Annotated in this window: 24 protein-coding genes; 3 read left to right on the top strand and 21 right to left on the bottom strand. The window is 36.4% G+C overall.

Features of this window, described 5'->3' with window-relative positions; genetic code table 11:
- Positions 1–7 precede the first annotated feature (7 nt).
- Positions 8–1,105 carry a GerAB/ArcD/ProY family transporter gene (locus MKY37_RS14190; protein ID WP_340778107.1) on the top strand — a complete coding sequence of 366 codons (1,098 nt, stop codon included), beginning with the start codon at positions 8–10 and terminating at the stop codon, positions 1,103–1,105.
- A gap of 159 nt (positions 1,106–1,264) precedes the next feature.
- On the opposite strand, the gene MKY37_RS14185 is transcribed toward MKY37_RS14190, so the two are convergent.
- From MKY37_RS14185 to MKY37_RS14150, 8 genes are all read right to left on the bottom strand, one after another.
- Positions 1,265–1,795: a D-glycero-alpha-D-manno-heptose-1,7-bisphosphate 7-phosphatase gene (locus tag MKY37_RS14185; protein ID WP_340778105.1), complete on the bottom strand. Its 531-nt coding sequence runs from the start codon at positions 1,793–1,795 to the stop codon at positions 1,265–1,267.
- Positions 1,796–1,856: 61 nt separating this feature from the next.
- Positions 1,857–2,360 (bottom strand): GNAT family N-acetyltransferase, encoded by a 504-nt coding sequence (locus MKY37_RS14180; protein ID WP_340778103.1) that lies wholly within the window; start codon positions 2,358–2,360, stop codon positions 1,857–1,859.
- A 67-nt stretch (positions 2,361–2,427) separates the two neighbouring features.
- A complete protein-coding gene (locus MKY37_RS14175) occupies positions 2,428–2,892 on the bottom strand; it encodes a hypothetical protein (protein WP_340778101.1) in 465 nt (154 codons plus the stop codon).
- Between the two features lie 104 nt (positions 2,893–2,996).
- The gene (locus MKY37_RS14170; protein WP_340778099.1) at positions 2,997–3,596 is read right to left on the bottom strand and encodes a lysozyme inhibitor LprI family protein; all 600 of its coding nucleotides are present in this window, start codon (positions 3,594–3,596) and stop codon (positions 2,997–2,999) included.
- A 72-nt stretch (positions 3,597–3,668) separates the two neighbouring features.
- Positions 3,669–4,124, bottom strand: coding sequence for an SRPBCC family protein (locus MKY37_RS14165; protein ID WP_340778097.1), 456 nt, complete (start codon positions 4,122–4,124; stop codon positions 3,669–3,671).
- A gap of 18 nt (positions 4,125–4,142) precedes the next feature.
- Positions 4,143–4,595: an NUDIX hydrolase gene (locus MKY37_RS14160; RefSeq protein ID WP_340778095.1), complete on the bottom strand. Its 453-nt coding sequence runs from the start codon at positions 4,593–4,595 to the stop codon at positions 4,143–4,145.
- A gap of 9 nt (positions 4,596–4,604) precedes the next feature.
- Positions 4,605–4,928: a hypothetical protein gene (locus MKY37_RS14155; protein WP_340778093.1), complete on the bottom strand. Its 324-nt coding sequence runs from the start codon at positions 4,926–4,928 to the stop codon at positions 4,605–4,607.
- 16 nt (positions 4,929–4,944) lie between these two features.
- Positions 4,945–5,652 carry a nucleotidyltransferase domain-containing protein gene (locus MKY37_RS14150; protein ID WP_445323044.1) on the bottom strand — a complete coding sequence of 236 codons (708 nt, stop codon included), beginning with the start codon at positions 5,650–5,652 and terminating at the stop codon, positions 4,945–4,947.
- A gap of 342 nt (positions 5,653–5,994) precedes the next feature.
- On the opposite strand from MKY37_RS14150, the gene MKY37_RS14145 reads away from it, so the two are divergent.
- A complete protein-coding gene (locus MKY37_RS14145; protein ID WP_340778089.1) occupies positions 5,995–6,942 on the top strand; it encodes a DUF1672 family protein in 948 nt (315 codons plus the stop codon).
- Positions 6,943–6,955: 13 nt separating this feature from the next.
- Entirely contained in the window at positions 6,956–9,040 is a 2,085-nt protein-coding gene (locus tag MKY37_RS14140; RefSeq protein WP_340778086.1) for an SA1320 family protein, read from the top strand.
- Positions 9,041–9,595: 555 nt separating this feature from the next.
- Here the strand turns inward: MKY37_RS14140 and MKY37_RS14135 are convergent.
- The 13 genes from MKY37_RS14135 to MKY37_RS14075 all read right to left on the bottom strand — a co-directional run bounded on the left by MKY37_RS14135 (position 9,596) and on the right by MKY37_RS14075 (position 25,990).
- Positions 9,596–9,772: a hypothetical protein gene (locus MKY37_RS14135; protein WP_340778084.1), complete on the bottom strand. Its 177-nt coding sequence runs from the start codon at positions 9,770–9,772 to the stop codon at positions 9,596–9,598.
- Between the two features lie 90 nt (positions 9,773–9,862).
- Positions 9,863–11,767, bottom strand: coding sequence for an endonuclease MutS2 (locus tag MKY37_RS14130; protein WP_340778082.1), 1,905 nt, complete (start codon positions 11,765–11,767; stop codon positions 9,863–9,865).
- 468 nt (positions 11,768–12,235) lie between these two features.
- A complete protein-coding gene (gene xylF, locus MKY37_RS14125; protein WP_340778079.1) occupies positions 12,236–13,297 on the bottom strand; it encodes a D-xylose ABC transporter substrate-binding protein in 1,062 nt (353 codons plus the stop codon).
- Between the two features lie 12 nt (positions 13,298–13,309).
- Complete coding sequence (locus MKY37_RS14120; protein ID WP_340778077.1) at positions 13,310–14,857, bottom strand: response regulator; 1,548 nt, start codon at positions 14,855–14,857, stop codon at positions 13,310–13,312.
- Entirely contained in the window at positions 14,832–16,295 is a 1,464-nt protein-coding gene (locus MKY37_RS14115; RefSeq protein ID WP_340778075.1) for a sensor histidine kinase, read from the bottom strand. The genes MKY37_RS14120 and MKY37_RS14115 overlap by 26 nt, the downstream gene beginning before the upstream one ends.
- Positions 16,292–17,272, bottom strand: a complete 981-nt coding sequence (locus MKY37_RS14110) for a sugar ABC transporter substrate-binding protein (RefSeq protein ID WP_340778073.1) — start codon at positions 17,270–17,272, stop codon at positions 16,292–16,294. Before MKY37_RS14110 ends, MKY37_RS14115 begins: the two co-directional genes overlap by 4 nt.
- Positions 17,273–17,582: 310 nt before the next feature.
- A complete protein-coding gene (locus MKY37_RS14105) occupies positions 17,583–18,758 on the bottom strand; it encodes a sugar ABC transporter permease (protein ID WP_340778072.1) in 1,176 nt (391 codons plus the stop codon).
- 13 nt (positions 18,759–18,771) lie between these two features.
- Positions 18,772–20,292: a sugar ABC transporter ATP-binding protein gene (locus tag MKY37_RS14100; RefSeq protein WP_340778070.1), complete on the bottom strand. Its 1,521-nt coding sequence runs from the start codon at positions 20,290–20,292 to the stop codon at positions 18,772–18,774.
- Between the two features lie 83 nt (positions 20,293–20,375).
- Complete coding sequence (locus tag MKY37_RS14095) at positions 20,376–21,479, bottom strand: sugar ABC transporter substrate-binding protein (protein ID WP_340778069.1); 1,104 nt, start codon at positions 21,477–21,479, stop codon at positions 20,376–20,378.
- A gap of 290 nt (positions 21,480–21,769) precedes the next feature.
- The gene (locus MKY37_RS14090; RefSeq protein ID WP_340778066.1) at positions 21,770–22,471 is read right to left on the bottom strand and encodes a Type 1 glutamine amidotransferase-like domain-containing protein; all 702 of its coding nucleotides are present in this window, start codon (positions 22,469–22,471) and stop codon (positions 21,770–21,772) included.
- Between the two features lie 1,076 nt (positions 22,472–23,547).
- Positions 23,548–23,910, bottom strand: a complete 363-nt coding sequence (locus tag MKY37_RS14085) for a helix-turn-helix domain-containing protein (RefSeq protein WP_340778064.1) — start codon at positions 23,908–23,910, stop codon at positions 23,548–23,550.
- Between the two features lie 172 nt (positions 23,911–24,082).
- On the bottom strand, positions 24,083–24,898 hold the full coding sequence (locus tag MKY37_RS14080) for a class I SAM-dependent methyltransferase (RefSeq protein ID WP_340778062.1): 816 nt from the start codon (positions 24,896–24,898) through the stop codon (positions 24,083–24,085).
- A gap of 324 nt (positions 24,899–25,222) precedes the next feature.
- Complete coding sequence (locus tag MKY37_RS14075) at positions 25,223–25,990, bottom strand: ABC transporter ATP-binding protein (protein WP_340778060.1); 768 nt, start codon at positions 25,988–25,990, stop codon at positions 25,223–25,225.
- Positions 25,991–26,003 lie beyond the last annotated feature (13 nt).

Here is a 26,003-nt window from a genome sequence, read left to right as displayed (position 1 = left end):
TATTGCTTTGAATGATAATGTATTGACATACAAACAATTATTTTGGTTATTTTTAAGTATGCAGGTAATTATGAATATGCTGCTTACACCCTCAGGTTCAATAATGATAGCCCAACAAGATGCTTGGTTGTCCGCTTTAATAGCAATATTAATTTCCTTACTTACTTTGTGGACTTCTATTAAAGTGTGCACTAGATATCCAAGTATGGATTTTCATGTAATTATTGAAACTATTGCTGGGAAATGGATCGGTAGAATATTATCCATATTTTTATTAATTTCTTTTACTATTGTATTAGCAGTAATGCTTAGACAATACGGGGAATTTGTATCGGGCACAGTTTTACCAAAGACTCCTATTAGTGTAATAATATTTTGTATCTTAGTCACTGCCATATATCCAACCTTTCATGGATTAGGTGTTATAGGTCGTCTAGCAGAGATTTTTGGACCCATTCTTTTGTTGGGAATTATATCTCCTATACTTCTCGGCATAGTAAATATGGATGTAAAACATCTACTACCCTTTTGGTATGACAGTGGTATTTTAGCTATTATAACCGGTTCCTTAGGACCTGCTGCTTTTTTAACAGATTGTGTATTAATATTATGGATTTTTAATCTTAGTGAATTTCATCCAAATAAAATAAAGTATTTGGTGTGGGGTATTATTACAAGTGGTTTACTATATTTATTATCTGTTACATCGATTATCGCTACGTTCGGAGTTAAGATCGCTTCTACTCATCTATATCCATTTCTAATTTTAGAAAGATACATTTCAATCTTCGGGATGATCGAAAATTTAGATGCAATTGTGATAACGGTTTGGATATTAAGTATCTTCTTGAAAATTTGTTTATATTTATTTGTAACTAGTTACGGTTTTTCAATGTATACAGCAAAAAAAAATAGACAAAAAATGGTGTTTTATATAGCTGGTATAGCATTTCTTCTATCCCTACTACCAAGGAATGTTGTTGATATATCTATCGAGTTTCCCCAAGTAGTTGGAATACCATTTATTTTACCTTTTTGGGTAGTTCTCCCCTTATTTCTCAGCCTAACAATTTTTATAAAAGATAAAATAAATAAGACCCAATAAATACTTTGTTATTTTAACAGGGTTTACTCCAACCTTTACATTGTCCATGCAATTAAGTAGGATACTGAAGATACTATACTACTACATTGTCCCCAATATTATCATCTGGATCAATAACTGTAGCTATTCCGCCTGTCCAAACATTGGAACTAAATTCTCTTATCTTGTTTTTGCATCTTGTAAAATCCAATCTACTGCAGTTATTAAATCTGGAAAAACAGCATCCGCAATAGGGTCGCTTTTGCCTAAGAAAACTCCCTTTGTACCTGCTTTCTTCCCTGCAATAATATCTGTGTCAGTATCACCTACCATATAGGATTTGGATAAGTCGATATTATACTTTTTACCAAGATCTACGATTAATTTGTTGTGTGGCTTGCGACATGCACAACCAGATTTCGGCTTATGAGGACAATAGACTGCTTCATGAATGGTGGCACCTTCTTTTTTTAATTGTTCAATCATATATTCATGAATTTTTTGCAGTTGAGATTCCTTCATAAATCCCAATCCTACTCCTCCTTGGTTGGTTACGACAAATATATAATCGAAGAAGGCATTCAATTTCTTAATAGCTTCGGGGACACCTTGTAAAAAGTAAAGTTCCTCTGGCTTGTTCACAAATTTAACCCGTTCTGATAACACCTCATTAATAACACCATCGCGGTCTAAGAATACTGCATTCTTCATGTAAGACAACACCTTTGCTTAAGATTCGTTTACTCCTTAGTTGTTCCCCAAAATTAACAACTTATTTTGTTTTTTCACTTTTAGAGCCAAGATAAATCATCGTAATGGATGTCCCTGCTATACAATAGTCTACAAAATCTAACTTCCTATAAATATGAACTGCACTTGTGTTCTTAGGGTCCACACTTAAAGATAATGATTTATAACCATCCTCCTTAGCCTGCTGAATGATCTTTTTCATAAGCAATGTCCCTATTCCTAATCCTCTGGCTTCTTTAGTAACTGCTATTCCTAATTCAGGAGTTCTATTATTTACAAAGCCATATCCCTTATTTGATTCATCAAACAATCTATACCAAACTGCTCCTACAGCCTGGTTATTCTTATCTATCGCTATTAATGCTGTATCCCCTTCTTTTCCCCAGTCTTTATAATACTTTTTAATAGAAGGGGAATTTAATAGCTCCTCTTTATTCTTTATATTCTCTGGAATATAAATAGATTCATATAACATATCCTTCAGAAATTCCAGTTCCTTTTTCTCTAAATTTCTAATAATTACCAAAGTATTTTCACCTCATATATCAGCCTATTGCTTACTTCTACAAATCTCCAACTATCCCTGCAAGTTCTTATTCCATTTCTACAACAAATGTATAAGATACTTCCCCATTTGACCATTCTGCAAGCACTTCGTATACATACTTTCCAGCACTTTCTGGTGCTTCCATTTGGTTATTATTTACTGAAACCTCTTTTTGTCTTCCTTTTTCATCCCAAAGATACACAGTTATTGTTGGTTTATCTTCTATATTAATATGAATGGGCTCTCTCTGACTGATTGGAATTGCCTCAAAGTTTTCCGCAATTTGATAGGGTGAAGCTGCATCGGTTACTATAACTTGTGTCTCCATTCCTTGTTTTCTTTCCCATCTGTAATTCCCAGTTGCTATATCATATTGTTGCCCATTAACTTCTATAGTTCCTTTCATTGTAGGCGGAAAATTATTTTCGTTTTCTGTTTTACTTGACTCAGACGAACAGGCTGTCATTGCTAGCGATAGCCCTAACAAAATAACTGCTAAAATTCTTTTCATAAGATAGCCCCCTTTATAAAAGTTAGACTATTAATATCAAATAATGTTACATCTATTTAACAAAAAAGCTGAAAACCAACATTCGCTGATTTTCAACTCCATTTTTACTTCATATATTTTTCTACTAATTCATAACTGCGTTCTTTCGTCAGCTGTGCCAGTGTAGCTACGTATATAGTAGACTCCATCGTTCCACCCTTAAAAACATAAGACTCCTCTTTTGCCTTTTGATCTCTTTGCTTAATCCAATTCCGCTGTTCCTCTTGCAGACTACTCATTTCATCTGCAGATAACTGTTTTTTCAATACACCATAGATTTCATTTAGAGCATTATCCCATTTTTTTAGAATTTCAGACTTCGCTTCGTGCATCTCGGATTGTGTACCACTATTGTATTGATCGTTCAAATCACCTAGGCTATTTTCAATGTCATTTAGCTGCTTTAAATATTTCTCTTTTGTGCTATGGAGATTTACAGTTTCTGTTTTTTCTTTAGTTACAGGTTTTTCCTCTACTATATCATTGCTTTTATCTTCTTTAACAATTGTAGTTTCTTCTAACTCATTTTCTTCAGCCTCTTCATTTGGCTTTTCTGTTACCGTTTCGCTTCCTAGCTGATCCGTTTCTGGAGCCTGTTCTGTCTCCTCATTATTGCACCCAATCAATAAAACCATTGGTATTAAAACAAATAGTAAATTCTTCATTTTCTCCTCCTGATGTATGTTCTTTAAAGTAGTTATCTATTAGACGTTCTACGAGGTTAAAAGTTTGGAAATTTATCTATCTTTTTCCGCTATTTTCTTTAGTTCCATCGATCGGGAAATAATGAACTTTTTCATATATCTTTCTAAAAATAATTTATCTGCCAGTTTTCCCAGAATGCCAAAAGGAGACTTATAGTCAAATGTATCAATCATTAATGTGCCTTCTGGTACTTCTAGAAAATCATGTGTGTGCATAAACGAATGAAAAGCGCCTTTTACCATAGTATCTTTAAATTGATTTGGCCTTTCCATCCAGATTATTTTAGCAGTAAGCCTCTGCCTAATACGGAAATGTGTAGCTTCCCAAGTAACTATGTCTCCTTCCTCTAATAAACCTTCCGTTACGCCTCCTACTGCTTTTTCGTTTGTATGAGAGGTTGTTTTTGTATGTACTTCCACGTTCCTTGCCAAGTCAAAGCATATTTCTTTAGGAGCATTTATGATTTGTTTATACACAATTTTAGGCAAGTACTCACCCCCTATTTTTTAAAGCCAATTATGTTCCTTAGCAGATTCTTCCGCTAACTTTATGAGATTAGTTCTTTTTGGGTTACTTGGTTCGATCTTTTCGATTAATTGTAATGCTGTTTCAAAGTTAAATGATACATAGCCCGTTTTTTCAAAATCATAGGAATATGGCTTTATCTCTATTATTTTGGCTAAAAACCATATCGTATAAGAATCTGTAGAATCCCAATACCATAAAGCAAAAGGAACTTTCTCTTCCCCCAATATAATTCCTACTTCTTCCATCGCCTCACGTTCTAGCGCCTGGTCAATGTCTTCATTTGCCTCTATCCTTCCTCCTATTGTAGTTAATAGTTGCTCATCTCTATCCCACGCCATAAGAATATTGCCATTTTCCGTAAATGGAACACAATGTACTCCTGCAATTTTTTTATCAGTTGGCATAGCATCTATTTTAGTTAGCAATTCCATTCCCACTCTCTATCCTTTAGTCCATAAGTAATCTACCATTGAAAATAACGATCCTATAACAATTATAAGAATCCCAAAACTGCTTCCCGCATCGCCAGGTTTCAATACGAACGCAATTCCAAATAAAATCATCGCAATACCTATACCTATAACTCTCGTATAAATTCTACCTTTTGCTATTCCTCGATTACTAAGTACTATAGCTCCAAGTACACATAACGCTACTCCATATATAGTTAACAGAATATTCCCTACTTTTCCGAACTGATTAATTGTTATACTAATAAATAGTGCTCCAAATAATATGGATATTATTGCAATAAAAGTTTTCATACGCCCTCCATATTCCTTATTTCCCTAGCGAGAAACCTTCTAACAATCGTCCTCCAAAAGGCTCCATCACTATCCCAACTAAATGAATTACCTCTCTTTTATCGCCAGTTTTGTAATACGTATCAAATGCTTCAACAAATTGATTGGTAAACCCTTCGTCAAAAGCCTTTAAAGAGCGGACAATCCATTTAGAAGTACCTATCCAATGACAATTGGTTCTTAAAACAAATTCACTTAATAGTTCTGCTAAAGTGTTTGCGATGAATATTTCTTCAGCTCTATTTGAACAACCTACAAAATCATCTAGTGTATCTGTAAGAAAATACCGTTTTATTTGTACAGTTTCTTCGGACCATTTTTCTGGTCCTTCATTTAACAGTTCCGAAGCTTCTTTTTTTATAGCTTCTATTACTCCATCGTCACTTAAAATAATTCCCTCCGACACCATTCTAGGCATCGATGGTTGGGCACGTTCTCGATCAGTCTCAAAAAATGGCTTATAGGAGCTTGCATTATGTACAAACACTTCAATTGGCCAATCAAATTCTATAAACGACTCTCGATACGAAGAAGGAACTGTTTCATCAAAAATAATAATATCTAAGTCAGATGTATCCGTTCCCTCTCCCCGAACGACGCTCCCTGCTAACAAAGCACCATTACAACTCGGAAAATATTTTTGTATAAATTTTTGGGCTGCCTCCATAGGATTATCTTTGTTCATATCTATCATCCCCTCTCTTATTAATTTCTGTAGTAATGAGGAAATACCTTCATTTTATGAAAGGATAAAAAAACCTTTTCAGTTCTGGACAATAACCAATCTTTTAGCTTTTAGTCTCGTAAATTATCATTTTAAAGTATCATCTAGTCTTTTTATCCCTTCAATTCTATTTTAAAAGACCTATATATTTTTTTTAAATCCATTCCCTTTCACCTGTTTTTTTAAAATTCAAACAAAAACTTAGGATTACATTTTCATATCTCTTCTCGTTTTAATACAATTAGTAAATATAGGATATTTCAAATGATTAAGTTTTAACATCCACGTTAGGAGGATTTTCATATGCGTAAGAATTATAAATTTTTGGCATTTGGTTTAGGCATAACAGTTTTGTTAGGAGGATGTAACATGGAGAAAGATACTACTAAAAACACTGACGTAGAAACTTCAGTTAAAGCTAATCAAAAAGATGGAGTTACGTTAAACACAGAAAATTTAGTAAGTGTACAAGAATATACCGGGGAAGGTTATGCATTAAGGAATGGTGAAAAAACAGATAAAATTGCAGAAGATAACCGGGAAGATATCGAGGTTGCTGTGAAAAAGTTCTTTATTGAAAAGTACAAAACAGAAGTACTTGTACACAATCTAGTAGGAAATACGGATGGTGTTTCGGTATTTGTGGAATCAGTAAGGGAACCTCATTTTCACGCTGTCGCGATTGTCCCGATTGATGTAGATAATAAAACAATTGAAACAGACAAAGTGTTTACCCAAGCCGGTCAAGTAGAAGATGCGCTAGCCAGCGGGTTATACGCAATGGCATATGAAGAAGAAATAGAAAGTTTAAATAACTTTATAGAGCAAATATCAAAAGATTATTCTTTAGTAGGAAAAAATGAAGAAGCTGTTCAAAATGTAGGCGGAACAGGGTTTTTAACTCCTTATTATTTCATAAGTTCTATAGGTGAGACCTTCGATAAGATTAACTCTATGTACTTAGAGGATCAAAATATAGATAAAACAGAGATCAGAAGTATTTTGGATGAAAGTAAATTCAATCCGGATGATGTGAATATCGTTTTTAACGTTTTTATGAAAAACGGCAGTACAGAGCCAGATGAAAAAGCTTACGATGAAATTTCCAAAATGATTGAGACAGCTGAAGGATTTCCTAGAGGTTCTTACTCTCTCCTAATGCATGATAACTTAATCAACAGTAAATATGGAAGCGGCTCAAAAGGAAACACTATAGATAAACACTCCATAAACGAAATTATGAAGGAATAGGAGTTGAATACCTATGACAACATTAAATAACTTAACCAGTCCTGATACTAACGACAAGGATTTAGTTGAACTGGCAGGCTATCATGCTTACCAACACTATGAAGAAAAGAAAAGAATTGAAGTTAATGGAAAACATTTTGATGTGATTAATGTTGTGAATGACTCTAAATATGGACTTGATGCTATAACAGTTAAAAATGTGGACTCTAAGGAGCTGACTGTTGTTTTCGTAGGTAGCGAACAATTGGATAAAGATTGGATCGATACGAATACTAAGCTTATTGGTAAAGTTCAACCACCTCAGATTGAAGAGGCTAAAGCATATTTCCAGCAAATGAATAATAAATACGGAGAAATTTCGTCTGTCTCTGGAAATTCACTTGCTGGTGCATTAACAAACGCAGTTGCGATTGAGAATCCTGGGGTAAAAGCAGTGACGCTTAATCCTGCTATTCTTCCTCTTGGTATGGTCGATTCTAGCAAAGAATATCCCAATATTACAAATTACTATAGTAAATATGATTTCCTCACAGGAACAGAGGAATCTCTTAGTTTAGGTGATCGGATTCCTGGAAACAAATATGGGATAAATAATGGCGTTCCTCTCTTTTCAATGCTTGGTTCAAATCACACTGGCTATGTAGAAGCGGATGAGAATGGCGAGTTCAAAATTGAAGTAGGGGTAAAAGGTCAACCCGGGCATGGATTTATCTATATTGGTGCAGATGATCATATTGTTACGAGCCTTTGGACTGGTTCCCCTTTATATGGTGGTCAAACAGAAAAAATTGTTTTAAACAAAGAAAATTTGCTACTGCTATCAAACGGGATTCAAGATCAGGTAAAAGGCAGAATTACCAACGTTCAAAACTACCTAAACAATTCCGTAGATATTGTATTAGATGAAAGTATGCATTTTGCTACTCGTGTAACAGTCTTACAGCAAACCTTTCAAATGATGTTTGATGAAACTGCGGGAGAACCTTTATTCAACGGGATATCCAACACGGGTACGCTTATCAAAGGGTGTATTGACCATTTAATTGCTCTACTTGACGCTGCTGAAGCGAAATGCAGAATTCTAAATTCTATACTGAACTCTAAGCCTGCAGAAATTATAGAATTTATCGCTTCCATAAATATTGATGTAGAAAGTCTCTTTGCTCCTGCAAGAGAATATTTAAATCAGTTAAAAGATGATGTGGATAACTTAGTGAATGGTGCGCAAAACATTATCCAAACTTACATACCCGAACTTTTTAAAGGTGGCAAGGATATGTTCGTAGATGCAGTAGTCGGTGAATTAAATGCGCATTATTCAATCGTTCACAAAAACAAAGAGGCGGTTTATAACCAATTAACAAACTATGAAACACAGGTCAAAGATATAGCTACGTCCATGTTTAACAAGGACCAAAATCTGGGAAGCTCTATCCAATCTGGGACCTCACTTGCAGACGGTGTAGATGCTATACAAAAGACGGAGATCATGCATATTGATAATTCTCCATATCTAACAATAGGGATGAAAATAAAAGAACTTCAAGTTAATCTAGCCCACCAACAATTTACTTCATTAGTCACTACTATATTATATCCAATTGTTGACAGTATTTATCGGTTGGCTCTGCTAATTGAATCAGCAGTAATCGCGATTACTATTTCCGTTAAAGCTGCTTTAAATGTAGGACTCTATGGTAATCCAGTTGGTTTATTAATCAGTTTATTTACAGATTATGAACAAAAGATAAAAGCAGCAGTTAATAATGCATTAGTGCCTTTAGAGGAGATTAAAACAATAGCAGAAACTGTGCGTCTTGGAGCTGGTAGTATGTCAGCCAATCTTCCTGAAATGCTTCAGAACTTTAAGCCTTATATTGATACAGCCATTTTCGAGCCTGGTAAGTTTGATGATGTTCGACTCTATAACATTTCAACCTTAGCTATTCTAGACGAAATGGAACTGCTATTTAATGATATTATCTTTCAATTATCCGATGAAAAAGCAAATGCTATTGAAGCAACACTAGAAGTATCCAAGAATGTATTGAGCAATCTACAAATATTAAAGGAACAAGTTAATCGAGGTACACTTTAGATAAAGTGACACTAACCATAAAACCTATTTCTATCGTTTTTGATAGGCTTTGGACAGACTTGTTTGCTATATTACCTTTTTATTTTCTTTGAGGCAGGTCGTGACTGACGTCACGACCTGCCTCCCTTTTCTCGGTAATTTTATGGCGTTTGTCTATCCGTCGCCTTCTACAACTTTTAGAAACAGGTTAGTATTTTTTTGGATAACTAGAGAAAAGATACTTTCTTATTAATAGAATAAGCGCTCATACTACATTCATTCTATTACCTCAGCAATTTGTTTGTTAAATCTTATTGTTGAACTCTACACTCTATATTGATTGTAGTGAAAGGTGGCGACTCCAACAGGAGGAGTGAGACAGAGAAACCATCACAACGAACGCGTAGCGGCGGTGATGGCTTCTCGCTCCCCCTGTGGAACGCGTCCACCTGAAACGGAAATCGCTAGTATTATTCCTTCTTTAAAGTACTATGATTCCAGTTTTCATAGGACGCTTTTATATACTTTCATAAGAAAAAGGTGAGCTCTTAATGATCTCACCTTTCATGTCATTTACTAATTATTTTTTCTTTTGTTAGATGGGTTTTTATTAATTTCATTCGTTATCTTATTTTTGGAAATCTCCACAAACTCTTCTGAAAATTCCTCGTCCGGATTATTCGTAGGATTCTTGTACAATTCATAACTATTGTGCGTTCTTACATTTACCGTCTTATTGTTATTTTTACTCATGAATATTCACCTCCTAGAGTCTAATTTGCTCTAGCTAGAGGGATTTATGCTTATTGTGTAAGTGTATATTCAGGATTAATTACTCTCCTGCTAATCATCCGTTCTCTTTTTTATTTCCTTAGCTATTTTTCTTAAAGCTTTTTTGGACCCTCTTTCCATGTCATGCGTGAATTTCCTTTCTGCATAGCTTATAAATAATGTTGATAGATCGTATCCTTCTGGGTATAAGTCGGCTGCTTTTCCCTCCAACACGATTCTTTTCACATTTTGCTTTATTACTTCGTTTTTATAGAAAACAGACACATTATTCTGTTGATCCTTTTTCTCATACACGATACCAAAATCGTCATGTTCAAGTAACTTTACTCTGTCTCCTCTTTCGAAGTTGTACGTTTCTTCATTTGGCGCCATTATAGTAGTTGGTTTTTTTATTTTATTTTCTCTCACCCGTTCTAAATCATACGTTTTGTTTTCCATATAATTTTGCGCTTTTTTGAGAACTTTTTCTTGTATATTCATTTTTTTAGAAATCCATAGAGCATTACTTTCCCCTGATTTACCAATGAGAAGCTTATACATCGGCTCTAATGCTTCACTGTCAAACTGCATCGCCGCATTCATAAAGTCACTATGGATTTCTGAGTAACGCTTTATCTCTCCATAGTGAGTCGTTGCGACGGTAATACAGCCCATTTGATAAAATTCTTCCAGGATTGCAATAGCTAGTGCTGCCCCTTCATTTGGTTCGGTTCCACTTCCTATTTCATCAAAAAGAAGCAATGTATTATTCGTCGATGCACTCATAATTTCCGAAATATTTTTCATATGCGACGAAAAAGTGCTAAGGGAATTTTCAATGCTTTGATTGTCTCCGATATCGACAAATAGGTTATCAAACACCGATATTTCCGTCTCAACATCAGCGGCTATATGAAATCCCGACATGACAGCAAGAGTTAAAATACCAATTGTCTTCAGCACAACCGTTTTTCCTCCTGCATTTGGTCCAGTTATTATCAAGCTGCGATAGTCCTTTCCAATTTCAAAATCTAGAGGTACGATGTTGCCAGGTAAAAGTGGATGCTTACAATTTTTTAAATGGATATATCCATAATTGTTTAACTTCGGTTCAATGCCATCGATGCTTTTACTAAATTTTGCTTTTGCAAAAATCATGTCATACTGAGCAATCAATTCAATATTAATATGAATTTGTCTAACTTCCTCTTGAATCATTCCTGAAATAGTCGCTAAAATTTGATACTCTTCTATCGATTCCTCCGATTTAAGAATTGCAAGCTCTCCGTTAAGTTTAGTGATCGTTACTGGTTCGATAAACACTGTAGATCCTTTAGAAGATGACTCAATTATCGTACCCTGCACTTGGTTTTTATAGGAAGCTTTAATCGGGATAGTAAATCTATCATCTTTTTTACTAATAAAAAATTCCTGTATATATTCTTTGTTGGCACTACTTTTGAGAAATTTATTCAGCCTCTCCTCTATCTTTTCTTCGGTTTTTGCTATTTGATTTCTTATACGCTTTAACTCTCTGCTCGCTTCAGAATCCACCATATTCCCTCTAATAGAAGCATTAATCGTTTCCTCAATAGTCGTAAACTCCATCATGGAATAAGCATAAGAGTGAAGAATAGGCGCAAAAAATTCTTTTCCTAACATAAATTTCTTAATCACCCTACACCCTCTTAAGAAATCTGATATTGCTACTAATTCAGACGGTCCTAAAATAATCCCTTTCTCAAGTTTCTCCATGAGGTGACTAATATTGGAGATACCCTTTAACGGAAGATGATTTTCTGCATCTAATAACTTTCTTGCCTCGGTTGTCTCGTTAAGTCTATTTTTCACCACTTTACTGTTTGGACTTGGGAAAAGATTATCCAATAATTCCTTTCCTAAGCTGCTAACGCAGTAGGATTTCACCATTTCTTTAAGTTCGTTATATTGTAATTTTTCATATGTCATCTTATTCATTTTCTTACCTCCACTTAAAATAATAAAAAAATGCCCGCAAAAAATCCTCCTACCACTCCATTTCAAAAAATGGATAGAAAGCTCCTGCGGGCATCTGCCAAGTATATTAGACAAAGCATACAAATCGTTCACAAAAAGAGGCCAAGAAAAATGAGCGCAGCAGGACAAATCCCACCACGCTCTTCGTTCTAACATACATCATGTTAAACGAACAAGGGATGCGGAAGCAGTCTTCAGGTAGGTATCCACATTGAAAAACAATGTAGAACAAGGCGTACTAAACAAGCTGGTTTATCACCAGGTTTTTAAACACCTTATTAAACTAATGAAAATTAGCTCATACCTACTTCAGACATACTTCACCACACCTTTTATTAGAATATTTACACTATAGCATCATTTAAAATGAGAGTCAATCAGTTATTGTGCTTGAAAACGTTGTGTGCGTGGAACTCGTACCCCGATCTTTTATTCTTTACCTTTTCCATAAACCTCTTCTGCTGCATGAAACCCATCCTCAATAACGGTGCTTTCTAGATTGTCTGTATTTACGGCAATTGGAGGTAGCAACACCGATGGCACTTCCTTCTTACCATTATTGACTTGTTGGTTGGCTGTTACGGTTTCCCCCTTTGCCATAGCGACTGCTATTTCAGCTACCTTTTGGGTAAGCATATGAATAGGCTTATAGACAGTCATTGTTTGTGTTCCTGCTACAATTCGTTGGACACCCGCTAGGTCGGCGTCTTGTCCTGCTACTGGTATCTGACTAGCTAAGCCATGGTCTTCCAGTGCTTGAATGGCACCACCTGCTGTGGCATCATTCGCGGCAATTACTGCGTCAATCTCTCCATTCGTGGTACGAATAGCTTGCTCCATATTGGTCTGTGCATTTACAGGAGTCCAATCTTTCGTCCACTGGTCATAGACAACATGGATATCTCCTCGCTCAATATACGGTTGTAACACCTTGAATACGCCCTCTTTCAATAGATGGGCGTTGTTGTCTGTAATGGCTCCTCCTATAAAGACATAGTTCCCCTTTGGGACAAGTGCTGTCATAGCCTCTGCCTGCATTTTGCCAACTTGCTCATTATCAAAGGATACGTACATATCCAGCTCTGCATTTTTGACGAGACGATCATAGGCAATTACTTGAATTCCTGCTAGATGTGCTTTATGGACAATTGCCGCTGTAGCCGCAGCATTATGAGGAACGATTACCAAAAGATCAATGCCGCTTTGGATGAGTGTCTCTGCTTGCGATATTTGTAACGCATCGTCCCCATTTGCAGCAACAATTTCTACCTCTGCTCCAAGGTCTTCTATAGCTTCTTTAAACAAATCACGGTCTTTTAACCACCGTTCTTCTAGTAATGTATCCATCGAAAAACCAATCCTTACTGGGGCATCGTCTTTCATGACTGGGCTAACTTCGGGTTCAAGCGTTTTAGGTATAGAGGTATCCGTACAGCCAAAAAGAAGCATAATTACTCCTAAAAGGCTTACAGAAAATATTTTATTTTTCATCTGACTCCCCCTCTACACTTCAGCTTTTTTGCTCCATAATGTTTTTCTATATTCCTTCGGAGACACCCCACACATTTTCTTAAATACCTTACTAAAATAATTTGGTTCATGGTAGCCAATCTCAAAGGTAATTTCCTTTAAGCTTTTTTCTGAGTCATTCAATAATTTCTTTGCTTTATCTATACGACACTCCGTTAGATAATCTATATAGTTAACCCCCAGCTTTTCTTTGAACATTTTACTAATATAAATCGGGCTTAATTTCACTCGATGTGCTAGCGTATCTAGAGAAATATCTTCATGCGAATGTTCTAGAATATACTGTTGGATTTGGTGGATTTTATCTGCTTCTATTTGATCATAATGTGCATTATATTCAAAATTCAACTGTTCCAACAATAATAATGTCTCTGTCCGTAGCTGTCGATAATCATTTGCTTGGAAGGAGAAAAATAATGTACTTGCTTTCATTCCCATTTCATCCATCACACGATTTGTCACCCAAAGTAGCTCCAGTATTCGCTGCTGCGTATAGATTAATGAATTCCCAACATTTTCGTACTGCTGAATTATATCCAACAAATTGGTACGAATAGCCATCCAGTCTCCAAGTCGAATATGGTCAAAGAAATCTTTCTGTTGTTGCTTAATAATCTGATTATCTGTTTCTAAAGTAAGCGCTGGAACATCCACATAAAACCGGTATTTAACCGCTAGAGTTGTATCCATAGTTGCAATAAGTGCCTCTTGGTAAGACTGTCGAATGTCATCCAGTGTTTGACACACCTGACCGATTCCCAAAAACCAATCTTTTCCGTGCCGTTCCTTATCTAAAGACAAAATGGCTTTAGCTAAAGCTATCGCTTGGGAACGAAAGCTCCTCTTGGAATCTCGGAAAATAATTAGAGGGAGCTGCCTCCCGCTTAAAGCTCCTACCCAAGCGTCCCCAGTTTCCCGAACCCTTTTTTTTATTGGCAAATAATAATTGAGTGCTCCTTCTGGTAATACAACTACTACAACAAACTTTTCAAGTGTAGAGCGAGTATCAAGCATTTCTACGAGCATATCAATATGAACCTCATGTACGTGGTCAAATAATAATTGGGTGACAATATCTGTTTCCACCAAGGTAAATGCCTGCTCCCACTTCTCGATTTGCCTATTGGTATTACTAGTTGCCATCTGCTCCTTCTGACACTCATCCAGTACTTTTCCAACAGTTAAAACTATTTCGCTAGCTTTACTTGGCTTCAATACGTAATCCTTCACACCAAGCTTGATAGCCTGTCTTGCATAATCAAACATATCAAAAGCAGTTACCATCACAAATTTGATAGTAGGATGAGAAACCTGAATTGTTTCAATGGCTTCTAGCCCAGTCATGCCTGGCATCATGATGTCCATTAAAACCAAATCAGGCTGAAAACTGTCAGTTAGTTCGATTGCCACCTTTCCATTTTTAGCCTGTGCAATTAAAAGGTCTGGAAATGCCTTTTGTAGGATGGCTTCCATTCCTGCTCGCTCAATTGGTTCGTCATCCACGATTAAAAGTTTCATCACTTACCTCCTCCCTAGTTTCTGGGATTTGTATGATTACCTTTGTTCCAATGCCTTTTTTACTTTCAATGGATACTAAATTTTCCACACCGTAAAATAGATGGAGCCTTTTTACTACATTTTGAAAACCAATGCCAGTGGAATGCCCTTCATTTGCATCGATTTGTCCTTCAAGTAGCTGATCTATTTTTTCCTTCGATATTCCTTTTCCGCTATCCTCTATTTCAATAATAATCCATGAGCCATCTCTTAAAATTCTAAAAGAAATAGAACCACCATTCTCTTCTGGTTCGATCGCATGGATGACAGCGTTTTCAATAATAGGCTGAAGTGTAAGACCAGGGATATTGACATGCAAGCATGATTCATCGATAGTTGCCTGGAAATGTAATCGGTCCGTAAAACGTGCTTTTTGTATTTCCATATATTGATTGAGCACAAGTACTTCCTCATATAAAGTAACTGATCGATCTATTCGCTTTAGGTTATACCGCAATAACCCGGCTACACTAACTAACAGGTCGCTCGTTTCTTCTGCCCCGTCCAAATATGCCTTCTTGGACAAAGTATTCAATGTGTTAAATAGAAAATGAGGATTAATCTGACTCTGTAGACTTCTTAACTGACTCTCCTTCAGCAGCAACTTACTCTGCTGCAACTCATGCTCAAGCTGTGCCTTTTGCTGAATCTCCAATATCAAGTCATTAATATTAATACGCATTTCATCAAACGTTTGAGCTAAGAATGCAATTTCATCGTTAGATTCCACTATTATTTTTTGATTGAAACGTCCCCGTGCTAACTCATTTGCTGCCTTCGTTAGCTGATGAACAGGTTTTGTAATACTTAGCGAGAACCAATAGGTAGCCAAAAGTAATACAACTGTTACTAGTAGAAGTATCCAAATTCCTAGCTTTTTTAATTCCTCTGACTGATCGATGATTTCTCGGTAGAAAAGATTATAAGTCTTTAAATCCCGATCTAAAATAGTTAATGTCATTTCAGATATGTACAGTGAAATGCGATTCGCTTCATTGAATTCATTCGTAGAACCTTCTAACTCCTGCTCCTCTGAAAATAGTATAGAACGATTTGCCGTCTCCACTAAACTATCGATTAAATGTATATAATTCGTAACAGAAAATGCATTCTCTTCATTGCGAAGCTTTGCTACATCATGTTGAACTTCCTCTATAGTTTTAATGCTTTTTTTTATTTGTGTTTTATGCACTTCTGAAGGGTCCAGCAAGTAGTTATTTAAGTCGGTTATTATTTTTTGACTAGCAATAGTTACTTCATTCATGCGTAAATAGCGCTGTAGAATGGTATTCGTTTGTTCCTGGGTTTGCTGATTGTAATATGTTAGCATCATCCAAATAATTCCCATGGAGAGTAGCATAACGGAAACGAGCAGCCAAATCTTTCGTTGAATGGTTGTCATGGGGTATCACCATCCGGTACGAGCATATGTGTTTCCGTCAAATACCCATCGGAATCGAGCGGAACCGTCTTACCTGTAATCCATTCCATGAGCCACTTTACACTTTCCTTGCCCATTTCTTTAGGCTTTTGCTCTAAAATACCATCTAGCTTTCCCTGCTCTAAAAGGGTAGTCGATTCAACTCCATCATCAAACGTATAAATATGGTATGGCTCCACCTGTGTTCGTCTTCCTATTTCCTGAATCATAGGTCCTGCATATTTCGCATTGATCGCGATAAACGCAGTAGCTCTAGGTGCTTCGTTCATCAGTTGTTGGGTTGTCGAAATCACTCGTTCATTTGTATCCTCTGTTCCTCGAATGATTATGTTAATCTCTGGATATCCTTCGAGAGCATCCTGTATTCCTGCTAAACGTTCTTTTTGATAATATGCTTGCACTTCATCCCCAAGAATTATGACTTCCCCAGATGTTCCCATTTCTTTAATGAGCTGATGGGCAACCATCTTTCCTGCCCAGAACTGATCCGAACCGACGTATGTTTTACGCAAACTTTCTTCCACTGGAACGTCATTAGCAACTGTGATGACAGGAATTCCATAAAAGGCTGCTTTAATTTTTGACAGCTCTTTAAATTCCTCGGTATCTAGCCCCTGAACGATGATCCCATCCACTTTGGAATGAATGGCAATCTCCATCTTTTTTAAAAAATCGTCCTGGTCATTTCCATAGCTTCCCCACACTTCCAGCTCAACGTTTTCTTTCTTAGCCTGCTCCTTGGCCCCTTGTCCGACCTTATTCCAAAAGGGTGTATCTAACTCTTGCGTGATTAGTACGATACGAACAGAATCCTCCAACTTGGAAAGGGGTGCAGGTAATTCACTTGTGGATCGAAAAGCCTTTGTTGCAGATATAATCGTGAAATAACTGAAAACAATGATGAGTGCACCAAGTAGAAGAACAATTTTTTTCCGCATTTACCTTCCCCTTTCCATATACTTGTTTCTTCCATATTAACACCCGGAATTAAATTGACAATCCTATTTTTTCGGCATGTTTTAACGGTGAATATCCTCTTATTATTAGATGCCCTGTTTATTTTTGGTAAAAAATTGTCCATTCCGCAAGTATTTTCACCTGTGGCGCAAGTAAATAGAGGTTGTATGCATGTATGCTATACTAATGAGCAAGTAATCGCCCTATTATCTTTTTAGAAAAACATTATCATATGAATAACACGAGGCACCCCTATAACAGAAAGGGTGCCACAAATCATCACTTATTGTATTAAGCTCGTTGCTTACGTGTCATCACATCAAAGATTACCGCTCCAGCTAAAACGCCTCCACGAATCATGTACTGATACGAAATACCAACACCAAGTAAGTTCATCCCACTCGATAAGGAAGCCATAACAATGGCACCAATAATAGCACCTGTTACTTTACCGACACCACCAGCAGAAGATACCCCTCCAACATATGCTGCAGCGATTGCATCTAGCTCGAATAGTGTTCCTGCTGTAGTCGTTGCTGATTGAAGCCTAGAAGTAAATAGAATCCCAGATAATGCAGCGAGCATTCCCATCGACCCAAATACGATATATGTAATCTTTTGTACATTGATACCGCTTAAATGAGCAGCTTCTGGATTACTCCCGACTGCATAAATATGGCGACCAAGTACAGTTTTCGACGATAAGAAGTGATAGATAATTACTACTATAATCATAATGATTACTGTCCAAGACAAACCGTTATACCCTGCTAAAATCCATGTAATATATCCAATAATTGCGGATATTAATACAAGCTTTGCACTGAATAATCCACTAGACATAACCTCGAAACCATAGGTCATTTTGTTACGTCTATTTGAAATTTCATTGTAAACAAACAAAAGAATCCCTATTAAACCTACTAATAATGTTAAAAGATGTAAGCCATTTATTTGCATAATAGATGGGATAAATCCGTTCCCAATCGCATTAAACTGATCGTCTTTAATAATAATAGTTCCTGTCTTTTCCGTAACCTGAAGCAAAGCCCCACGGAAAATCAGCATTCCTGCAAGTGTTGCTACAAAGGATGGTATTCCAATTTTCGCTACTAATACACCATTAACCAATCCAATCAGTGCTCCAAGGATTAAAATAACTGGGATAGTAATCCATACTGATACTCCCATTTGTGTTAAAAATATCGCAGCAATGGCACCTAAAAATCCTGCTAAAAACCCAACTGACAAATCTATGTGACGAATGACAATCACTAGCGTCATCCCTACTGCCAATACAGCGATATAGCCAGCTGAATCCAATAAATTACTAATGTTTCGTGAAGACATAAATAATCCGTTCGTCATAATCGTAAACGTTAACATAATCACTATTAACGCAATATACATTCCATAATCTCGAATGTTGGCTTTGACGAGCGCTTTAGCTTCCTTAAAAAAGTTCATCGTTATCCCCCTTTTATTGCGTCGCAAGTTCCATTATCGTTTCTTGTGTCGCTTCTTCCATCGTTAGCTCGCCTTTAACGGAGCCTTCTGCCATGACATATATTCGATCACTCATCCCTAGTACTTCACCTAGTTCTGAGGAAATCATAATAATACTCATTCCTTCGCTGATCAGTTCGTTCATTATTGTATAAATCTCAAACTTCGCTCCTACATCGATTCCTCTTGTCGGTTCATCCAATATCAAAATCTTAGGTCCAGTAAACAACCATTTACCAAGTGATACTTTTTGTTGGTTTCCACCACTGAGTTTCCCAACAATCTGTTCAAGTGAGCTTGCTTTAATATAAAGCGAATCCTTATATTCAGTTCCTATCTTCACTTCTTCGTTTAAATTTAGTATTCCCTTTGTGGAGATTCCTTTTAGATGCGCTGCAGAAACATTACTCTTAATATCCTGTAATAGGAATAAGCCGTCTCCCTTACGATCCTCGGTCACATAGGCAATACCAGCTTTAATAGCTTCACTTGTATGCTTTAGTTCTTTTGTTTCCCCAAACATTTTCATGTTGCCCTGTAGCTTATAGTTTTTAGGGTTACCAAAAATGCTGAGTGCAAGTTCTGTACGACCTGATCCCATAAGTCCTGCAATTCCAATGATCTCGCCTTTTTTCACCTCAAGCTGAACGTTTTTTACGACATTCCGACCGAGTTGGGAATCATAAGCAGTCCAATCAGATAATTCTAGAATCGTTTCACCGATTTTCTTGTCCAGACGCTTTGGATAAATATCTTCTATGTCGCGGCCTACCATATTTTTTATAATGACATTTTCAGATACTTCACCGCTACTCGCGTCTAGAGTACAAATCGTCTGTCCATCACGTAATACTGTTACTTTATCTGCAATGGAGATGACTTCCTTTAGCTTATGAGAAATCATAATGCAGCTAATTCCTTGGTTTTTCAGTTCCTTTAAAAGTACCAATAAATTTTCACTGTCATCCTCATTAAGTGCGGCAGTTGGTTCATCTAATATAAGCAAGTTAACATCCTTACTTAGAGCTTTGGCAATTTCAACTAGCTGTTGTTTCCCTACACCTAATTCCTTGATCAATGTTTCTGGAGTCACTTTTAACTTTACTTTTTCCAACAAACCGGTTGCTTGAACTATCGTTTTGTTCCAATCTACGAAGGGACCTTTTTTAAGTTCGTTTCCAGCAAATATATTTTCATACACAGTCAAATCTGGAAATAGTGCTAGCTCTTGATAAATAATTCCAATACCAACTTTGACACTATCTGTTATTTCATTGAACTGTTGAACTTTTCCTTCAAATACAATATCCCCATCGTAAGTTCCATATGGGTACACTCCACTCAGCACTTTCATCAGAGTCGATTTTCCTGCACCGTTTTCTCCAACCAAACAATGAATCTCACCTTTTCTCACTTTGAAATTCACATTTGAGAGGGCCTTGACTCCTGGGAATTCTTTAGAAATTTTATTCATCTCTAAAATATAATCACTCATACTATTGCCTCCCCTTACTAAAACAAATAAAAATGGAGAAATAGTGATAGATGAATCTATCACTATTCTTCCTTTTCAGATGTTTACTCTAAACCAGTGAATTCGCTTGCCTCGTAATACTCAGAGTCGATAAGCTCTGCTTTAACATTTTCTTTATCAACTACGATTACATCTGTTTGTTTTGCTTTTACTTCAACTGACCCATTGTCGTAAGAACCTGTTGTTTCTGGTGTATTACCATCTAACACTTCTACTGCCATACCCATAGCATCTTTTACTAATGTACGAACATCCTTGAAAACAGTCATCGATTGTTGTTCATCTATAATATATTGAATCGATGCTTTTTCTGCATCTTGCCCAGTTACAAAGTATTTAGTAATTGCGCTGTCAGAAGCAAATACATCTGCGATAGAACGCGCAGTTCCATCATTTGGTGCAAGAATTGAAACATTTCCTTTTAAATCGTCACTAGCTGCAGTTAAATGTGTCTGTGCTTTATTTTTAGCATCATTGGCATCCCAGTTCGTTGTAATCTGACCGATGATTTTACCTAATTGGTCACGCGATAGATCCGCTGAATCCTTTAAAGCTTCTGCTTCACTTGAGTTTGCAATTTTGAAAGTTCCATCAGCAATTTTCGGTTGAAGCACTTTCCATGCGCCCTCGAAGAACAAGAATGCATTGTTATCAGACGCCGCACCCGCATACAAATAAAGTGGAACGTCTGAACCATCTGCATTATCTACTAAATACTGAGCTTGTGCAGCCCCAACTGCTAAGCTATCAAAAGTTACATAGTAATCTACCGCGTCAGTATCCGTGATTAAACGGTCATATGCTATAACTGTTACATCCTCTTTTTTCGCTGCTTCTACCGCTGCAGCTGCTGCCGCTCCATCATGAGGAGTGATGATTAATACTTTTATCCCTTTATTTAATAATGCTTCTACATTTTCTTTTTCTTTCGCTGAAGATCCTTGGCTGAACAGGATTTCCGTAGAATAATCCGAATCTGCTAAAGCATCTTTAAAGCGTTGTTCATCTTGAACCCAACGCGGCTCATCCTTTGTTGGCAAGACGATACCAACATCTACCGAACTGCCTCCGCCATTGTTACATCCCGCGGCTACTAATGCGAAAACCATTAAAATAACTAAAAAAGTTAACCCCTTGAACTTCTTCATTCTTTTATCCCTCTCCCTTTTTCTAAAAAGTAATTACTCTTTAATTATAAATTCCGAATACTTTTGTGAAAGCGCTATCAACTGTATTCTTTTATCATTACCTATACTTTTTTAGCTTTTGGAATGATGAAGAGGGTTTTGGGCTAGAATTCAAGGTGGATTGCGTATTATATATGTCAATAAAAAAGAAACCTTAAGCATCAAATGCTACTGGCTTCTTTGAAAGTTCTATTTTACTATGTAATCAGGTCCTGGTGAGCTTGCAATTCTAAGCACAAGTCTTCCCCTGTTTAATAATATGAACCTAAGTATTCCGTTTCTAGTTCTGTTTCCACTAAGTGATTATCGTATGAAATCTTATATGCTTTTGCGGCTGGTCTTGAACTAACTATTTTATTTATTTTCTGATCAATATAGTGAATGGCAACACCGTCATCAGTTGCGATTCCTGGTTTAATACTATTAGTAGCGATTAGATTCTGATAAGCAGGTCTCCTATCAGATTCTCCATCATAATGAGGACAGTTACTTCCCCTTAATAAGCCTAGACACGAAATTGGTTCAAGGCTATCCCCATAAGAATCAGTAACTCCTTCTTCAAACCAACAAATAGAGCCTGCACTAATTCCAGCCAATACCACGCCTTGCTCCCATGCTTTTTTTAGCATAGTATCAATTCCCCATGCCTTCCATAACACTAATAAGTTTTTCGTATTTCCGCCACCAACATAAATAATATCTTTATCTAATAGGAAGCTTTCTAAATCTCTAGCTGGTGGTTTAAACAATGAAAGATGAGAAGGCACACAATCTTGTTTATCAAAAAAGTCATAATATCTGGAGATATACCCCTCTGAATCTCCACTTGCCGTAGGGATAAAACAGACTTTTGGTGTGGCTTTACTAGCCGACTGCAGAATATATAAATCCAACAAAGGGTTATCTGGTTCCATAGAGAATCCCCCACCACCGAGTGCAATTATTTGTCTCATAATTTTACCTCCATTTAAAAGTCATTTACTATAAAGATTTACTAGCTGCTTACCGTCTGTTGGACCAACAATTGTATTTAGTGCCCGGATTCGTGAACAAGAGCTATAAAAGGAAAAATTAATAAAGTTATTACGATGAAGTTAATTAAGAAATCCATCTTTCCACCCTTTTTTTTACATCTACAAAATAACTAAAGAGTAGTTCCAATTATTTTATAAGTAATAAGAAATCGAACAAGAAAATCCCAGATCCTTAAAGTTCAAAACCTGTTTCTATCGTTTTCGAAGGGCTTCGGACAGACCTTTTGCTATATGATTACCGAGTGAAATTTTAGGGATGCTAGTTGGTTGTGACGGACGTCACAACCAACTAGCATCTCTTTTGTTCGGTAATCTTATGGCGTTAGTCTGTCCCGCGCCCTTTTATAACTCTTAGAAACAGGTAAGTGCATTTTTGGATAACTAGAGAAAAGCTACTTTCCTATTCATAGAGAAAGCTCTCGAAAATGCAATTTCGTTCGCTATTTCGCTTCTTTATAAGGTAAACACTTACTATTTCTCTATACTTCCACTTGTATAATAGAAATTCTACTTCCTTCATCTCTTATCAAATAATAGCATTTCTAATTTATAAGCGATTACAAATGATTTTGTCCCTATTTAAAATTTGACCAATCTTATCATCTAAGCGATAAGCTATGCTAATTCTTCTAGTTGGGTACTACACACTGAATTGATTGTAGTAAAAGGTGGCGACTCTAGCAGGATGAGTGAGACAGATAAGCCATCTTAGGCGAACGCGCAAGCGGCGGTGATGGATTATCGCTCACCCTGCGGAGGCCAACAGGATGTTGGTCACGAAGGCGTTGCGATCGCGAGGTGCGCTCTTAGCCTTTGTTTCTTTGCCTGAAACGGAAATCAGCTGTTTTAATCCTTCTTTAAAGTCCAATGAGCCCAGTGTTCACAGGACATTTTTATATAATTAACCTGTAAAAAAGTTGATGATCAAATAATAATCATCAACTCTTCAATTCTATATTAATTTTCTGTTTTTTCGAATTGTTATCTGGATATCTTTAGCCATTTCGCCAATCATCTTCCCAAAGTTCCTGTTTTGCATTCCCTATATTCTTCTCTTTATCTTGTACAAATTGTTCAAATGATTCCATCAAGCGTTCAAGTAAAATATTTTCTTCCTCGTAAGTGTCTATTGGTTTCACGTCTACTGATGAAACATTCGATGGAACTCCAGTAAGCTTATAAACACTCACATCTAAGGCTCGTGCAATCGGTCTATTATACCGTTCATCTGGGACGTATTCCTTTCGTTCCCAGTTAGAAATGGTGCTGACTGTAACCTTTAACTCTAAAGCTAGTTCTTCCTGTGACATGTTCTGTTCTTTTCGTACTGTACGCAATACCTCTCCCTTGATTTGCAAAGTATAGTCCCCTTTCTTACCATTATTTAATAAGCAATCTACTAATATTTACCCCACTTCATAAATATTATGTAAATTATCAGATAATGACTAGAATGTACCTATACTAAGAGAATAGTTATTTCGACCGACTAAATAAGTTTATAATTGGAATCGTATATTTGTAATTCTATTAAGCATCTATCTTTCTTCCAATATAAAGTAAGTGTGAGGAGATTCCTAAAACATTAGGATCACTAGCTTTTTCAGTTAGTAATTTTATGACTTTTGCAAACTCATTTTCTCCTTTATCTCTCCAGTAACTCCAATCATCACTGCTCAGGAGGGCACCTATATTGGAACCTATTAATGCTAGACTTTCAAATCCCTGTGACTCCATGAATGGTTTTATTTCTTCTATATTAAAGTAATAAGCACCTGTAAATCGCCCTTCATCTCCATGATTAAAGCATCCTGTTCGAGCAAATTGCTCAATGTTATCCATTTCGTTATTTGGCTTCCAATTTTCAGGATGTAAAAGAGAAGTTAAGATATGTCTAATTCTCGGCATAAATGCCACAAAAACAATACCATCCTTTTTCGTAACTCGATATAACTCTTCTACTGCTTTAATCCGATCTGATTCTTCCTGTAAGTGATACAAAGGGCCAAGCATTAATGAAGCATCAAACTGCTCATCCTTCAGTAAAGTAAGATCTCTTGCATCAGCCGCATGGAAACCATTAAAGTTTTGTTCTATCTTAAGTTCATGCGCTTTGGTTTTCGCAAGTTCAACTAGCTTTGGGGTTAAATCAGTGAGCGTAACCTTATACCCCTCATTAGCAAGTTGCATAGAATATTTCCCTGGTCCTGCACCATTATCTAGAATATTCCCATTCAGAGGAAGATACTTTTTTATATAATGCCAATTCACTTTAAACTCGATAGGCTCTCTATCCAGTCGCCCCCATTCATCAAACTTGTTGTAGTATTTAATAATGTTATTCATCTACGCACCTACATTCTTTTCATTTAATTAGTAGTTCAACATAAAGATAGAAAGTTCCTTCTATAAAAAACTATCTCTTGTACTTTTTCCCTTTTCGGAGATCTTACAAGGTTATATACTATTTCAATGTAAAAAAGAGACCTCTCATTTATCATTTAGTATGAGGAGAAATCTCTAAATTGAATTTAACCAACTTGCCCCTATAAGTTTCATTGATGTTGCTTCATGTGCCGCAATTATTCGTACGGGGATATCTTTTCCTCGTAGCTAATTATAGAACGGTAGTATTTAGTCAGGATTTCTTTTAACTCATTTTAATAAAATTTAGAACCCATTTTCCACTAACCATTTCATAATACTTTCTTCTCTTTGCTTAATATCGTCTTGCTGCTCATCGTATTTTAGCATTTTCTTCTGTGCAACAAGATTTCCATCTACCATAAATAGTATTCTTTCAGTTTTTGCTGCCACCTTCACATCATGTGTAACGAGCATGACAGTTGTCCCTTCCTTGTTAATCTCTGCCAGTATAGACATTATCTCTCTTGTCGATTTGGAATCTAATGCTCCGGTCGGTTCGTCTCCAAAAATAATATCTGGATTATTTATCAATGATCTGCAGATAGCTACTCTCTGTAACTGACCACCAGAGCCTTGGATGATAGTACGATCTGCAAGCTTGTCAATTCCTGTCATCTTCATCAGATTTTTTGCTTTTTGATACACTGCATTTTTATCCACATCCTTTGGTACAAGAGCGGGAAACATAACATTGTCAATCAATGAAAGATTTTTTAATAGATGAATATCCTGAAAGATAAATCCCATGTGATCCAGTCTAACCTTTGCAAGTTCTTCTTCTTTTAGTGTGCTGATTTCACGGTCTTTAAATTTCACACTGCCGGAAGTAACTCTATCCATTCCGCTTATATTATACAAAAGCGTTGATTTTCCACTACCAGATGGCCCCATAACTGACACGAATTCACCTTCTTCTATATCCAGGTTTACATACTTCAATATATGAAGCTCATTATCTTTTCCTAATTCTACTTTTTTGTTCATACTTCTTGCTTCTATTATATTGCTCATCTATATCCCTCCA

Source organism: Psychrobacillus sp. FSL K6-2836 (assembly GCF_038003085.1).
GTDB lineage: Bacteria > Bacillota > Bacilli > Bacillales_A > Planococcaceae > Psychrobacillus.
This window is presented reverse-complemented; position numbering and strand designations above follow the sequence as displayed.